Annotated in this window: 14 protein-coding genes; 1 reads left to right on the top strand and 13 read right to left on the bottom strand. The window is 60.6% G+C overall.

Going from position 1 to position 13,347, the window contains the following annotated elements; genetic code table 11:
- Positions 1-4 precede the first annotated feature (4 nt).
- The gene (gene etfB, locus HRH33_RS24905; RefSeq protein ID WP_034139613.1) at positions 5-775 is read left to right on the top strand and encodes an electron transfer flavoprotein subunit beta; all 771 of its coding nucleotides are present in this window, start codon (positions 5-7) and stop codon (positions 773-775) included.
- 895 nt (positions 776-1,670) lie between these two features.
- On the opposite strand, the gene HRH33_RS24900 is transcribed toward etfB, so the two are convergent.
- The 13 genes from HRH33_RS24900 to HRH33_RS24840 all read right to left on the bottom strand — a co-directional run bounded on the left by HRH33_RS24900 (position 1,671) and on the right by HRH33_RS24840 (position 12,763).
- The gene (locus tag HRH33_RS24900; RefSeq protein ID WP_167417658.1) at positions 1,671-3,587 is read right to left on the bottom strand and encodes a secretin N-terminal domain-containing protein; all 1,917 of its coding nucleotides are present in this window, start codon (positions 3,585-3,587) and stop codon (positions 1,671-1,673) included.
- Positions 3,588-3,605: 18 nt separating this feature from the next.
- Complete coding sequence (locus tag HRH33_RS24895) at positions 3,606-4,097, bottom strand: hypothetical protein (RefSeq protein WP_167417657.1); 492 nt, start codon at positions 4,095-4,097, stop codon at positions 3,606-3,608.
- A complete protein-coding gene (locus tag HRH33_RS24890) occupies positions 4,094-4,630 on the bottom strand; it encodes a hypothetical protein (RefSeq protein ID WP_094064255.1) in 537 nt (178 codons plus the stop codon). Before HRH33_RS24890 ends, HRH33_RS24895 begins: the two co-directional genes overlap by 4 nt.
- A 6-nt stretch (positions 4,631-4,636) precedes the next feature.
- A complete protein-coding gene (locus tag HRH33_RS24885) occupies positions 4,637-5,191 on the bottom strand; it encodes a hypothetical protein (RefSeq protein WP_167417656.1) in 555 nt (184 codons plus the stop codon).
- The gene (locus HRH33_RS24880) at positions 5,188-5,913 is read right to left on the bottom strand and encodes a hypothetical protein (RefSeq protein ID WP_244962429.1); all 726 of its coding nucleotides are present in this window, start codon (positions 5,911-5,913) and stop codon (positions 5,188-5,190) included. The genes HRH33_RS24885 and HRH33_RS24880 overlap by 4 nt, the downstream gene beginning before the upstream one ends.
- Positions 5,894-7,531, bottom strand: a complete 1,638-nt coding sequence (locus HRH33_RS24875) for a GspE/PulE family protein (RefSeq protein ID WP_123479306.1) — start codon at positions 7,529-7,531, stop codon at positions 5,894-5,896. Before HRH33_RS24875 ends, HRH33_RS24880 begins: the two co-directional genes overlap by 20 nt.
- Positions 7,532-7,535: 4 nt before the next feature.
- On the bottom strand, positions 7,536-8,720 hold the full coding sequence (locus tag HRH33_RS24870; protein ID WP_167417654.1) for a type II secretion system F family protein: 1,185 nt from the start codon (positions 8,718-8,720) through the stop codon (positions 7,536-7,538).
- Positions 8,717-9,181 (bottom strand): transglycosylase SLT domain-containing protein, encoded by a 465-nt coding sequence (locus HRH33_RS24865; protein ID WP_034139604.1) that lies wholly within the window; start codon positions 9,179-9,181, stop codon positions 8,717-8,719. The genes HRH33_RS24870 and HRH33_RS24865 overlap by 4 nt, the downstream gene beginning before the upstream one ends.
- 6 nt (positions 9,182-9,187) lie before the next feature.
- Entirely contained in the window at positions 9,188-9,619 is a 432-nt protein-coding gene (gene gspG, locus HRH33_RS24860) for a type II secretion system major pseudopilin GspG (RefSeq protein WP_034139603.1), read from the bottom strand.
- A gap of 179 nt (positions 9,620-9,798) precedes the next feature.
- Positions 9,799-11,346, bottom strand: a complete 1,548-nt coding sequence (locus HRH33_RS24855) for a lytic polysaccharide monooxygenase (protein WP_167417653.1) — start codon at positions 11,344-11,346, stop codon at positions 9,799-9,801.
- 74 nt (positions 11,347-11,420) lie between these two features.
- Positions 11,421-11,927, bottom strand: coding sequence for a type II secretion system protein (locus HRH33_RS24850; RefSeq protein WP_173603567.1), 507 nt, complete (start codon positions 11,925-11,927; stop codon positions 11,421-11,423).
- Positions 11,914-12,294, bottom strand: coding sequence for a type II secretion system protein (locus HRH33_RS24845; protein ID WP_034139601.1), 381 nt, complete (start codon positions 12,292-12,294; stop codon positions 11,914-11,916). The genes HRH33_RS24850 and HRH33_RS24845 overlap by 14 nt, the downstream gene beginning before the upstream one ends.
- Positions 12,269-12,763 carry a type II secretion system protein gene (locus HRH33_RS24840; protein ID WP_123479309.1) on the bottom strand — a complete coding sequence of 165 codons (495 nt, stop codon included), beginning with the start codon at positions 12,761-12,763 and terminating at the stop codon, positions 12,269-12,271. The genes HRH33_RS24845 and HRH33_RS24840 overlap by 26 nt, the downstream gene beginning before the upstream one ends.
- Positions 12,764-13,347 lie beyond the last annotated feature (584 nt).

Genomic DNA, 13,347 nt, shown 5'->3' with positions numbered 1-13,347 from the left:
GAGCATGAGCACGAATGTAATCAGCCTGGTGTCCATCGGCGCCCACCCGACTTCCGGTCGCCCGCGCCGCGCCGAGCAGGACGCCCGCGCGGTCGAGCTGGGTTTGCAGCTGGCTGGGGATAAGTTGCAGGTGCTGCATGCCGGCAACATCGCCGAGCCGACCCTGCGCAGCTATCTGGGCATGGGTTTGCCGCAACTGCATGTGCTGGAGCAACCGGCCACCGCCGACGCACTGCCGGTACTCAGCGAGTACCTGCGTGATGCCGGAGCCCAGGTGGTGCTCACCGGCAGCCAGGCGGAAACCGGCGAAGGCTCGGGAATGCTGCCGTTTTTGCTGGCCGAGCAATTGGGTTGGCCGCTGATTGTGGGGCTGGCCCAGGTGGAGTCCATCGACGGCGGCGTGGCGCATGTGCTGCAAGCCTTGCCACGGGGCCAGCGGCGGCGCTTGAAGGTGCGCCTGCCGTTTCTAGCCACGGTGGATAATGCCGCGCCCAAACCACGACAGAGCGCCTATGGCCCGGGCCAGCGCGGGGAACTGGCGGCCCATGAGGTCGAGGTCGAAGACGATGCGCTGTTGATGGGTGCCACCCTGCAACCGGCCAAGCCCCGGCCCAAGCGGCTCAAGGTGATCAAGGCCAAGAGCGGCGCCGACCGCATGAAAGCGGCCACGGCCAAGGCCAGTGGCGGCGGTGGGCAGGTGCTCAAAGGCGTCAGCGCCGAAGAAGGCGCCCAAGCCATCCTCAAGTTGCTGATCGAAGAAGGCGTCGTACGCTGACCCACCCATACTGCAAAACCAATGTGGAAGGGGACTTGCCCCCGATTGCCGTGTGTCAGCCTGAGTATTTTTAACTGAACCACCGCTATCGGGGGCAAGCCCCCTCCCACAGTTTGATCTTCTTCAAGTTCTGAGATTAAGGGGCGGCGTGCTCGGGATTCGGCACCAGATCCGGTAACCCCGGCTCAAGCGGCTCAAGCGGCCCAAGCGGCTCAAGGTGATCAAAGTGGGAGGGGGCTTGCCCCCGATAGCGGTAGGACAGTCACAGCATCATTGACTGACTCACCTATATCGGGGGCAAGCCCCCTCCCACAGTTTGATCTTCTTCAAGTTCTGAGATTAAGGGGCGGCTGGCTCGGGCTTCGGCACCAGGTCCGGTAACCCCGGCCCAAGCGGCTCAAGGTGATCAAAGTGGGAGGGGGCTTGCCCCCCGATAGCGGTAGGACAGTCACAGCATCATTGACTGACTCACCTATATCGGGGGCAAGCCCCCTCCCACAGTTTGATCTTCTCCAAGGTCTGAGATTAAGGGGCGGCTGGCTCGGGCTTCGGCACCAGGTCCGGTAACCCCGGCCCAAGCGGCTCAAGGTGATCAGTGTGGGAGAGGGCTTGCCCCCGATTGCCGTGTGTCAGCCTGAGTATTTTTAACTGAACCACCGCTATCGGGGGCAAGCCCCCTCCCACAGTTTGATCTTCTTCAAGTTCTGAGATTAAGGGGCGGCTGGCTCAGGCTTCGGCACCAGATCCGGTAAACCGGCCCAAGCGGCTCAAGGTGATCAAAGTGGGAGGGGGCTTGCCCCCGATAGCGGTAGGACAGTCACAGCATCATTGACTGACTCACCTATATCGGGGGCAAGCCCCCTCCCACAGTTTTGATCCTCTTCAGGGTCTGAGATTAAGGGGCGGCTGGCTCGGACTTTGGCACCAGATCCGGTAACGGCGGCGGCAAGGGCTGCCAGTTGGCGTCCGGTTGCTGCATCGGTGGCGGCAGCGCGGGCGTCGGGTCGCCTCCGGTGGGTTTGAGGATCATCTTTTCCGTGGTGTCGCGCAGGATCATGCCCTGCGTCGAACTGCGCGCTTCGGTGCCGCTGTGAAAGGTGCTGATCTGGGAAATCGGCAAGTCCAGGTTGCGTTCGATCCGGGGCGTCAGCAGCAGGATGATTTCGGTTTTCTGCTGGGTATTCACATTGGTGCCGAACAGTTTTTTGCCGATCCACGGGATTTTGCTTAACCAGGGCAGGCCAGAACCCTCGTCGACGTCGGCAGTGCGGATCAGGCCTGAAACCACCTGGGTCTCATTGTTGCGGGCGGTGAGCAGGGTCTTGGTGGCGCGCGAGCCCAGTTCAAAGGTGGCCGGTACGTTGTCCGAGCTGGGGATGCGCTTGGTGATATGGCTCATCTCCACGTTCAGTTCCAGGTTCACTTCATCGCTCAGGCTGATGATCGGTTTGACGGTGATCTGCAGCCCCACATCCTGGTAAGACACCGACGAGGTGGTGATCTGGTTGGCCGTGGTGGTGGTCACCACCGGGATTTTATCGCCGATGTTCACCTGCGCTTCTTCACGGTTACGCACGCGCACCCTGGGGTTGGCCAGGGTCACCGTATTGCCGCTGCGTTGCAGCATATTGATCCGCGCCTCGGTGCTGTTGGCATCCAGCAGAATATTGTCGCCGTTGATGCCGCGCAGGGCGCTGATCGGGATGCCCGCCAGCCCGGCCGGGACATTGCTCAGGTTGCCGACCGACACGCCGATGCTGCCGGGGTACTGGATACCCAGGTTCAGTTCGTCGCTGAGGCTGACTTCCAGCACCTGGATATCGATGGTCACTTCCGACTGCGCGATATCGATGGCCTCCACCAGTTTTTCCACGGCACTCAGGGTGTCCAGGCCATCGCGCACCAGAACGGCGTTTAGGCGCTCGTCCACCAGCACTTCCTTGGGTTTGAGCACTTGCTTGATCTCAGCGGCCACGACCTTGGCATCGCCATGGCTGAGGTAGAAGGTGCGCACCGCCAGCTCGCGGTATTCACGTTCTTTGTCCGGGCGCTTTGGGTAAATCAGCACGGTGTTGTTGTTGAGGATCTTCTTGTCCAGGCCCTGGGTGGTTAGCAACAGGTTCAGCGCATCTTCGGCGGTGGTGCGGCTGGCGGTCATGCTGGCCGACGCGCTGGGGTTGACGTCTTTGTCGATGACGAAATTGACCCCCGATAACCGTGCGATGGTCTCGAAAATCGTGGTCAGGCTTTGGGAACTGAACTCCAGGCTCAAAGGCTTGCGCATGGCCTCGGAGAGGTCGGCGCTGAGGTGGTCGGCACTCACCAGCTCGCGGGTCAAGGCGTTGCGCAGGTCCAGGGCCTCTCGGTAGTTGGGCTTCTGCGCGATGATCTGGCGCACCAGGTTGAGCGCTTCCACCGGGTTGGAGCGTTTCATCTCATAGGCCCGCGCCAGTTGCGGGCGTAGTTGCTTCATCGCCTGGATGCTCTGGATTTGCTGGCGTGCGCCCAGGTTGCTGGGGTCGTACTTGAGGATGGTCTGCAGGGCGCGGATAGCAGCGGTGTCATCGCCACGCACCATGGCGGCGTTGGCTTCACGGCTGTACTGGGCCACCAGCAACTCCAGCTTGCTGAACTGCGCGGTGCGCAGCTGTATATCGTCGGGGTCTTCCTTGGCCTCGGCTTGCAGCACCTCGACCGAACGCACGATATCGCCCTGTTGGCGCAACTCATCGCTTTGCTTGATCGCCCGCTGGGTTTCACACGCACTCACTGCGCACAGCGCCAGGCCCAAGGGAATCCATCTAAGCCGCATGATCGTGCCCCTCCCGGGTCAGTGCTTGTCCAGGCGCAGGGTGCTGACATGCTTCAACGGCATGTAGGTCAGCACCACGGCGGTGTCAGTGAGTTTGTCCAAGCGGTAATGGGCGTCCAGCATCTTGCCGGGCACAATGCGCCCCGGCACCGAGCAGCGGTTGCATAAGGTGTATTGGGCGCCGTTGCCGCTGAGCACGACGATTTTCGCCTGGTTCTCGTAGCGCCATTGCGCGCTGACCTTGAAGGGCAGCGCTGGCGGCCTGCGCGGTGCGTTGTCCACTGGTGGGGGGGGCGGCGGCGGGGTCCAGGTCTGTATGGGAAACAGGTCGACGATCGTCTCCGCGGGTTCGGCGGTGGGTGTGGGCGCCGCCGGCTCGCTCGGCGCTGCCTTGGTGGTGACGGGGGGCGGTGCGCTGTCGAGGGGCTCGGGCTGGTCTTGCCAGAACAGCCAGCCGCAACCGATCAACGTCAGCACCAGCAGGATGCGCAGGTACAACGGAAGTTTCATTCCACCACCCCCAGCACGCTGATTTTGAGGTCGATGGTGAGCAGGCCGCTGGTGATTTCCTTGCGCTCCAGGGTGAGGTTTTCGATGCGTACCGCCGGCTCTTTGGCGATCTCGGTCAAGGCCTCGCGCAGTAGGAAGTAGGGGCCGGAGAGGGGGATCTGCGCATCCAGGCGTTGCAGGCCGGTATCCCCCGGCGTGGAGTAGGCCAGGGTGGTTTGCTCAATGATGAAACCGCGTTGGCTCAGCAGGCCCAGCAGTTTTTCCAGGCGCGGGGCAAAGTCTTGTGCCGTGGGCAGGGCTTCCACTACTGCCGGTTCAGTCACTTGAACGTCTTGGGGCTGCTCGTCGATACCCGCTTGCAGCGCCTGGCGTCGCTGGCTGTCGGCGCTGCTGGCCGGTTGAATCAGCACGACTTCGATCAACAGCACCGCCGCCATCACGCCCACCGCCAACAGGCCCCAGAAGCCCAGGCGCTGGCGCCATTGCATCAGGTGCCAGCGCAGGCGCGGCAGGTGGCGAACGAGGGTGTCCATGGCCGGCTACCCTGCGCCAACGGTGAGTTTGACCTGCACCGGATGCTGCGGGTCATTGCTCTTCAGTGCGCTTTGTTGCAGGTTCACTCGCACCCCAGGCTGGGCCTTGAGCCGGTCCACGAAGCGAAAGGCATCGCCCAGTTGTTTGACCTCCAGATCCAGGTGCAGCAATTGGGCCTGGGTGTTGACCTCTACGCGGGTCAGGGCGATCTCCTTGGACCAGGCCTGGGCCACGCCATCCATCAAGGCAAACGGTGTGACCTTTTGCTGGGCGAAGCTCGCCAGTTGTTGTCTTTGCTGGGGCGACAAGCGGATGGCCGCCTGAATCAACTGCTCCTGACGGCGGGTCAGTTGGATAAATTGCTGCTCCAGCACATCGGTCTGTTGCTGCTGATGCACCATGCGTTGCCAGTGATGCCAAGTGCTCACCAGCAACAGGCTCGCCATTAGCCACAGCGCGGCCACCAGGGCGCGATGGGTGGGGGCGGGGCGCTGGAAATCGACACGCGGTGCACGGGGCGCGCGCAATTGCTGCCAGACACCGGCGAGCCTGGCTTTCATGATGGCGCCTCCTCCAGCCACGGGTGCACGGGCCCCAGGCGATGCTCCGCCGGCGCGTTGCTGACCACGAGCGTGGCCGGGGCATGCCGCTCGACCAGCAGGTCGGCGGTAAACAAGTTGTCGCTCAAGGTGCTGCCGGGTTGGGTGGGGATCACGCATACCTGATCGATGATGCCCAAGTGTCGATACATGCAACTGAGGCTGCCGGCCTCGGGCACGGCCACCACGCAATCGTCAGGCAGGTGCCGCCAGTACTGTTGGGCGACCGCCGTCAGCACGGGGGTGCAGGTCACCAGCGGCAAGCGGTTGAGCTGGAACAGTTCGCGCAGGTCCAGCAGTAACTCCCGTGGTGTGGCGACCGCCAGGCGCGGTTGACCGAACGAGCTATCGGCGACCTGCACTTGCCAGTGCTCGGCATCGATATTGGCTTGCCGGCTGAACATTGCCTCGGCCAGGCCTTGCCAGTCCTGGGGGCTGTACACCTCGGGTTGCCAGGGCAGCATCAGGTAATGCACATGGGGAAAACCCAGCAGCACCGTGGCCCGGTCGAGGAACTTCACGCGCCCGCGCGGCGCCTGCTCCAACAGTTCGGCGCAGGCGGCCAGCGGCGTACCCTGGCATTGCGCATGCCAGACAGGCGCACCACGCCAGCGCGCGCGTGCGGCCCATTCAGCTGCGTCGCGATGCAGCCACACCACATGCTCAATAAAGGGAAATGACACGGTGGATCTCCTTGAGCGTGGTGTCGCCCCGGGCGGCGTGGGCCAGGGCTATGTCGCGAATAAACACATGGCCGGCTTCCCGGGCCAGCTCCCGCAGAGTGGACGCTGAGCTGCGCACCAACAGTCCCTCCTTGATCGTGTCGTTCATGCTCAGAACCTCTGCCAGGGCCAGCCGGCCGCGATAGCCTGTGTGGCGGCAAGCCTCGCAGCCCTTGCCCACGCGGTAGCGGCCTTGCTTTAACTGGGCCTCGGGCAGTTGGGCGAGACGGGCAATGTCCGGGTCGGGTTCGGCCTCCACCGCGCAATCCGCGCAGATGCGCCGCACCAGGCGTTGGGCGACTACGCCGTTGAGGGCTTCGACGAAACTCGCCGGGTCCACATCCATATAAGTAAAACGCTCGAGCACGCTGAACGCGCTGTTGGCGTGTACCGACGACATCACCAGGTGCCCGGTCAGCGCCGCCTGCACGGCGATGCCCGCGGTTTCACCGTCGCGGATTTCGCCCACCAGGATCGTGTCCGGGTCGTGGCGCAGGATCGAGCGCAGGCCACGGGCAAAGGTCAGGCCCTTCTTGTCGTTGACCGGAATTTGCAGCACGCCGGGCAGTTCGTATTCCACCGGGTCCTCGATGGTGATGATTTTTTTCTCGCCGGTATTGGTCTCCGACAACGCGGCATACAGGGTCGTGGATTTGCCGCTGCCGGTGGGGCCGGTGACCAGCAGCATACCGTAGGGTTCGCTGGCCAGGGCACGGATGCGGGCGATGGTGTCGGCGGCCAGGCCCAGGGCCTCCAGGCTCAGGGATTCGCCGCGCTGGGATTTGTCGAGGATGCGCAGCACCGCGTCTTCGCCGTGGATGCTGGGCATGATCGACACGCGAAAATCCACTTCGCGCCCCTGGATCTTCATCTTGAAACGCCCGTCCTGGGGCACGCGTCGCTCACCGATATCCAGCTCCGACAACACCTTGATCCGCGACAGCGCCTGCTCGGCCATGTCCATGCCGCTGGCCTGGCCCATCTGCTGCAACACGCCGTCGATGCGGTACTTGATCACCAGGCCGCCGGGAGTGGTTTCCACATGGATGTCACTGGCGCGGCTTTGTAGCGCATCGAACAGCATGGAATTGACCAGACGCACCACCGGATTGTCGTCGCGGGCGATGCTGCTCAAGGAGATTTCCTGGGCGGCCTGGCCGATTGGTGCGTCAGGGTCGTCTTCGCCGAAGGGTTGCATCACCCGCTGGCTGGCTTCGGCTTTGGTCAACTGGGCGTTGACCGCACCGGGCAGGCTCATGGCCAGAGGCAGTTGGCGCAAGGTACTGGAAGACTGCAACCAGTGTCGGCTGGCCAGGGTAAAGGGGTCGCCCAGCACCAGGCAGGGTTGGCCCAGGTGATCCAGAGGCAGTACGTTATGCATCAGGGCCTGGGGCAGGGGCAACAGGTCGAAACGCCAGTCTTCGCTGAGCTGCTCAGGGCTGATGGCGAGCAGCCCCAACGGCTCGGCGACCGTGTGCAGTTGGTCTGGAGCGGTGTTGAGCAATTCGGTGAGGTAGGCCGCCAATGTGATGCCCCGTTGGCTCGCCAGCGCCTGCCACTTGTGCGTGTTGTCGCTCATTGCGTCACCCCTGGATGGAACCTGCCAGTTCAAAAATCGGCATGTACAACATGAAGACAATCAGGCCGATCAGCCCGCCCACCACCAGCATCAACAATGGCTCGAAGACCTTGCTGAACAGCTCGATGGCGCGCTCCAAGGCTTCATCGTGAAACTGCGCGATGCGCTCGCACATCGCTGCCAATTCGCCGCTTTGCTCGCCTACCCGCAACAGGCGTTCGGCGACGGCGGTGGTCAGTTGTTGGCGGGCCAGGGAGGTGGACAGTGGCTGACCGGCCTGGATATCGATCATGGCCTGGCGCAGGGCCGCTTGGCGTTCTACCGGCAGCAAGGCGCCGGAGAGCTCCACCGCCGTAACCACCGGCATCCCGCCCATCAGCAACATGCCCGCCGTGCGGTAGAAACGCGCCAGGATGAACAGCGTGCGCTGGGCGCCCAGGCTGGGAATCTTCCAGAACAGCTCGGCCACGCGACGCTTGAACCCGGCGCTGCGAAACAGCAGCACCAGCGCACCCACCGCCAGCGCCAGGCCGATCAGCAACTCCATGCCGCGTGCGTCCACCAGCGCGCCCCACCACACCATGAAGCGCGCGGTGGCGGGTAAGTCGGCGACGGCGTCGAACACCGAGGCGAAACGCGGGATCACGAAGAACAGCAAAAACAACAGGATCAGCGCACCCACGCTAAGCACTACCAAGGGGTACATCAGGGCACCGCTGACGCGTTTTTTCACGGTTTCCAAATGCGCTTCAAAGTGATGGTAGCGGCGCAGGGCCACGGCCAATTGGCCGCTGTGTTCGGAGGACGCCACGGTGGCGATCAGCAATGAAGGAAACGTCTGCGGCTTGAGCTGCATCGCCCTGGACAGCGAGTTGCCCTCATACATCGAGGCCAGTAGCTCGCTCATCACCTGCCGATTGATCCCCGGCGGTGCTTTGTCGCGCAGGGTTTCCACCGCTTCTACCAGCACCAGGCCGGCGTCCAGCAGCACCACCAATTCCTGGATGAACAAGCCGAGGGCGAACTTGGAGCGCCGGCTCGGCAATTTGAGTTGGCGACGGGCTTTGAGCGAGATGACCTGGGCGCCGTCGGCCTGCAATTGCTGGCGCGCCTGGGCCAGGTCAAAGGCTTGCAGGTGCAGGGACTGCAAATGACCGTCGCGGATGATGCGGGCGTCTATTTCGATCATGGCGTTTGCCTCGCCAGTTGCCGGCGCTGTTGCAGCAACTCGTCGTAGTAACGCCACACTGCCAGTGCGTAACGCGTGCGGCGCGCCTCACGGTCCGGCTTGGGCCCGGCGTTGTAGGCGCCTACGGCCTGCCAACCGTAGCCCTTTTCGCGGATAAAACCGGCCAGGATCCACGCGCCGACCATCACGCTGGTGCAAGGCTGGGTGATCAGGTGCTGTTCGGTGATGCCGAACCGCGCCAGTGCCGGTAAGTGGCGGCTGTTGATCTGCATCAGGCCGATGTCCTGGCTGCCGTCGGCATTGATATTGCGCGCACGGGGGTTGAGGCCGGACTCGACCCTGGCGATGGCGTACAGCAAGAGCGGATCAACGTGATAACGACTGGCCGCCAGTTGCCAGCAATTGGCCTGGGCGGTGCCCGAAAGGCACAGCAGCAGCAGAACAATCCGCAGCGCGCACATGGTCCGTTACAGCCCGTAGACAATGTCGGCGTAGGTGTTGATACCACCGGCCTTGCCGTCGCGGCCCAGGGAGATGATCTCGGCGTCGTTGGGCGGGGTGCCCGGGTTTTTGTAGAGATATGGGTTGCCCCAGGGGTCAGGCGGCAACGTCTTCAAGTAAGGCCCCTGCCAATTGCCCGCATTGGCGGGCCGCGTGGTCAGCGCATTCAGGCCGAGGGTTTCGTCGGGGTAGTTGCCGTTGTCCAGGCGGTACTGGTTCAACGCATCGGCGAGGGACTTCATCTGGCCTTGGGCGGTTTGCACCTTGGCCAGCTCCAGGCGGTCGAACATCTTGGGTCCGACATAGCCGGCGAGCAGGGCGATGATCAGCAGGACGACCAAAAGCTCCAGCAAGGTGAAGGCGCGTTGGAAGGGGGTAATAAGTGTGCGTGTGCGCATGGCGATACTCGGCGGTTGTGATCAACTCTTCCGGCCCGCTGGGGAAGCGGGCACCGCCGGTAGGACTGCGTTATAACCAGTACTGCTTCCAATTGTAGCGTTGCGCGATATAAGGCGCCGTAAGGCGCCCTATAACGTTTGGCACTTGCTGTTATCAAGTCAGTGCATATGCCAGTGGCTCAAGGAACAACATCCCATGCGCGCTGCCAGAAAGTGGAACCGGGTTTGCCGGGTTCATTTTCATTCTGCCCGCACCATGCGCCTGCCGATCCCTGTTTGCACCGGTACTTCACTCCATAATTGGATACTTGTGAGCCGCTGTTGTAGCCGCCATTCGGTTTCCACTGAGGGAAGCCGTCATCGCCCCCAGCCTTTTTGATCACGAAAACAACTTTTTTCGGGTCGTTTTTCAGATTTTTATGATCATAAACGGTTAAGGAAACGTTGTGGTCAGGCTGCGGACCACCCGGAATGGCGTCGAAATACGGAGCCACTGTGAAAGAAAAGGTGCTCTCGTGGTTGGGTATATTTGACGCGTCTTTCGCAGCGTTTGTAGACCATATATAGGTAAGTTTGCCGTTGTATCCGACTGAGCTTCCACCGTCGAAAGTGACGGTTTCACCTTCTGTGGCTTCGGCTGGGCCTTGGATATTGGCAACAGGAGGGCGTTGATCTACAGGGGTTCCACCGTCGTCGGTAATAATCGACATCCCTATAGAGGCATTTTTGTCGGCAAGGAAGATTTGGTTGTTCCCTGGCTCCACGGTGTTGTAGATGATGCTTGTGCCTTTGAGTTCACCTATCTGCACAATTGTTTTGAATGACGATAGCGCTTGTACCAGCCCCAGCCCCCAAACGGCCGGATTCGCATCTGTAACGGGATGCCGGATGTCTACGACTTCATCATGCGAGTCATCCGCACCCAGTACGCGAAAGCGGATCTTGTCTCCCGGATGTGGGGTAAAACCAGGCAACAGGAAGGGCCCCTTGGCGTACCACTCAGGGGCAGTCCCACCGCTGAATGTAACATCGCTGCAGTTGTAAAAACCTTCGCCGTTAGGGTCGTCTCGCTGAAATCGAGTGTATAGAACCGCATTTCCCGAGCGACCGGCTGGAATCGGTACGTTTATTCTAAAATAGCCTTGCATTAGCCCTAGAGGGTTCAGCGCCGTCCCGTCATCAGGCAATGCCTTATCGACTCTTTCTTTTTTCAGCAGTTCGAGGTCACTCCATTTCAGCGGCATGGTCGCGGAGTTATAGCCAGGTTTGCTCAGATAGATATAAACATCACTGCTTACATGGGGAGCCGTACCGGAAATAATGACCTGTAGAAAGCCATTTTTAGGTGTGATTGGAGTTTTGTGCCATTTATCTGAAGGCTGATCGAGGCCACGCATTTCTGGATTGTTGGCGGAGCAGAGTTTTCCATCTGGTATGTACTGCTCGACGACTGCCTGATCCTCGTACTGCGGTTTCGGAATTTCAATTGATACCTGGTTCCATTGCTGGCCTGGGTAGTGTGGGAGATCCTTATTTGCTTCCAAGAGCGCCCGGCATCCCGCATCGGACGGATTAGGGCTCCAGAAGTCCGCTTGACCCCGACAGTAAAATTGTCGTGCCACCGGCGTATCTGTCGCCACATGGGCCAATGCCAAGGCCGGCAATACCACGATTCCTGCCAGTACCCATTTAAGGGCGGCACGCATATATCTGTGTAAGTTTCTCATGCTCTAGTCCACCTTCAATCCAGATAAACAAGTTCCGAACTGCTGGAACGATCAGTGTGTTCATATCGTTGAAATCATTGAGTCGGCTGATCTCCCAGAGGAGTGACGCGGGTTGCAGGGTTACTCTGTACAGAGCCATACAGAAACACCCACCCTTGATAACTGCCTTGCCCTGTAAAACTTTGATTGATGACCGCAAAGTTGCCTTGCTTGAACGGCGTGCCCTTGGCCTGGCTGAACACGCCCATGATGGTTTCGCCCGGCCCTGGCACGACGCCCCACTCGGTGGTGCCGGTCAGCGGGTCGGTGTAGACCCGGCGCAGGTAGCGCTTGACGGTCGGTTGGCGCCGGTCAAGCACCAGGTCTTCGAGGGACTTGGGAAAGGCATTGCCGGCCTTGTAGTACAGGCCGATGGCCCGGCGGATTTCGTTGCCGCGCGCCAGCAGTTCCAATTCGCGTTCGCGCTGCAACACGCTGGACCACAGCGTGCCCGTCTCCATCAGCATCACGGCCACGACGGCCACCGTCACCAGCATGCCCATGAACACCGAGCCGTGCTGGCGCTGCTTACCAGTCTGCATAGGCCGTCCCATCGTTAGCGGTGCCCGGTGCGCCGCTGCGTACGTCGCCCAGGCCTTGTTCGTCGGAGGGTTGCAGTTGCCAGGTGTCGCGCTTGCCGGTCAGCGGGTCCAGAGGGATTTCGCGCAGGTAGCGGCGGTCCACCAGGGCTTGCAAGGAGTCGGGGTTATCGCCGTGGTCTTCGCGGTATTGATCCAGCGCCTGGCGAATGGTGGAGAGGTTGTGGCGCAGCACCGTCTCTTGGGCCTTGGCGTGCTGGCGAAAATACTGGGGGGTGACCAGCGTCATGAGTGTGGCGATGATGGCCATCACCACCAGCAATTCGATCAGGGTAAAACCGCGCTCACCACTGGCTGTACAACGTTCCATTCAAACTCTCCCGAGTGCTGCGGGATGAAACGTCAAATACATCTTCTCCCTCTTGTGGGTTATCGGCGCTGCTCTTGTAACTGCGCAATTGCCAGGTTTTTTCTGCTGCCAGTTCGGGACATTCGCAGAGAGGATCGCGAGGAATGCGTCGCAGAAAATAGAGTTTTTGACCTTGCAAGTTGGTCTGGTCGGTGACGCCATCGACCAATGTCTGCAAAGAGGGCGGGTAACCACTGTCAGTGACGCTCTTTTCGATGCGCCCGTCGTCGCTGGCTTCTTTGTAGGAATCAATGGCGCGGCGTATCTCTCGCAACGAACGTTGCAAGTCGAGTTCTCGGTCGCGTTTGCCCATCAATGCCGTCAGCGGATAAGCCACTGTCGCCAGCGTGGCCAGTAAGGCCAGCGTCAGTAGTAATTCAATCAGCGTAAAACCTTTGGCGCAGTGATGGCTGGGTGTGCCCTGCCACATCACTGTTGTTCCTCCCGTTTATCCCGCCAAGGACTTCCGCGTTAACCCAGGCTTGTGAAATTAACTGCAAAGGTGAGTGTAGATGCTGAGTATTTTTTGTACAGACGAATACCGCCTGGCACGTTACCCACAATCGCTGTGTGTCTGGCTGTGGATAAGGTGTTCGTGGGTGCCTGTAGCTCACGTAAATTAAGGGCTGCAGCCTGCTGTATGAAAAATAACCAGGCTAAGCCTCGGTTTTTGAAGCGTTTTCCGTGTGGATAAGCGTGATGGGGTATGTGTACTTGCCCCCAAAGTCTGTTGGCGCTTCTGTGGATAAGATGTTCGCTATCGGCTACAGGCCTTAAAGATAAAGGCTTTGATCGAAATGATTAAAAAGTGATCAATTTCGTGGCTGAAGCGCTGGAGCAGTGCCAAAGCCTGGATTTATGCAGGGTTGCCGCGGTTTTCCACAGTGCTGTGCAAGTTGCCCCCAAACTCTGTTGGCGCTTCTGTGGATAAGGTGTTCACGTAGTGCTGAAAGCCACGATTTTATTGGGTTGTAGCGTATTGATCGAAAAATGATCAAATGCACGTCCCAACCC

The organism is Pseudomonas rhodesiae, assembly GCF_013285305.1.
GTDB classification, from domain to species: domain Bacteria; phylum Pseudomonadota; class Gammaproteobacteria; order Pseudomonadales; family Pseudomonadaceae; genus Aquipseudomonas; species Aquipseudomonas rhodesiae.
This window is presented reverse-complemented; position numbering and strand designations above follow the sequence as displayed.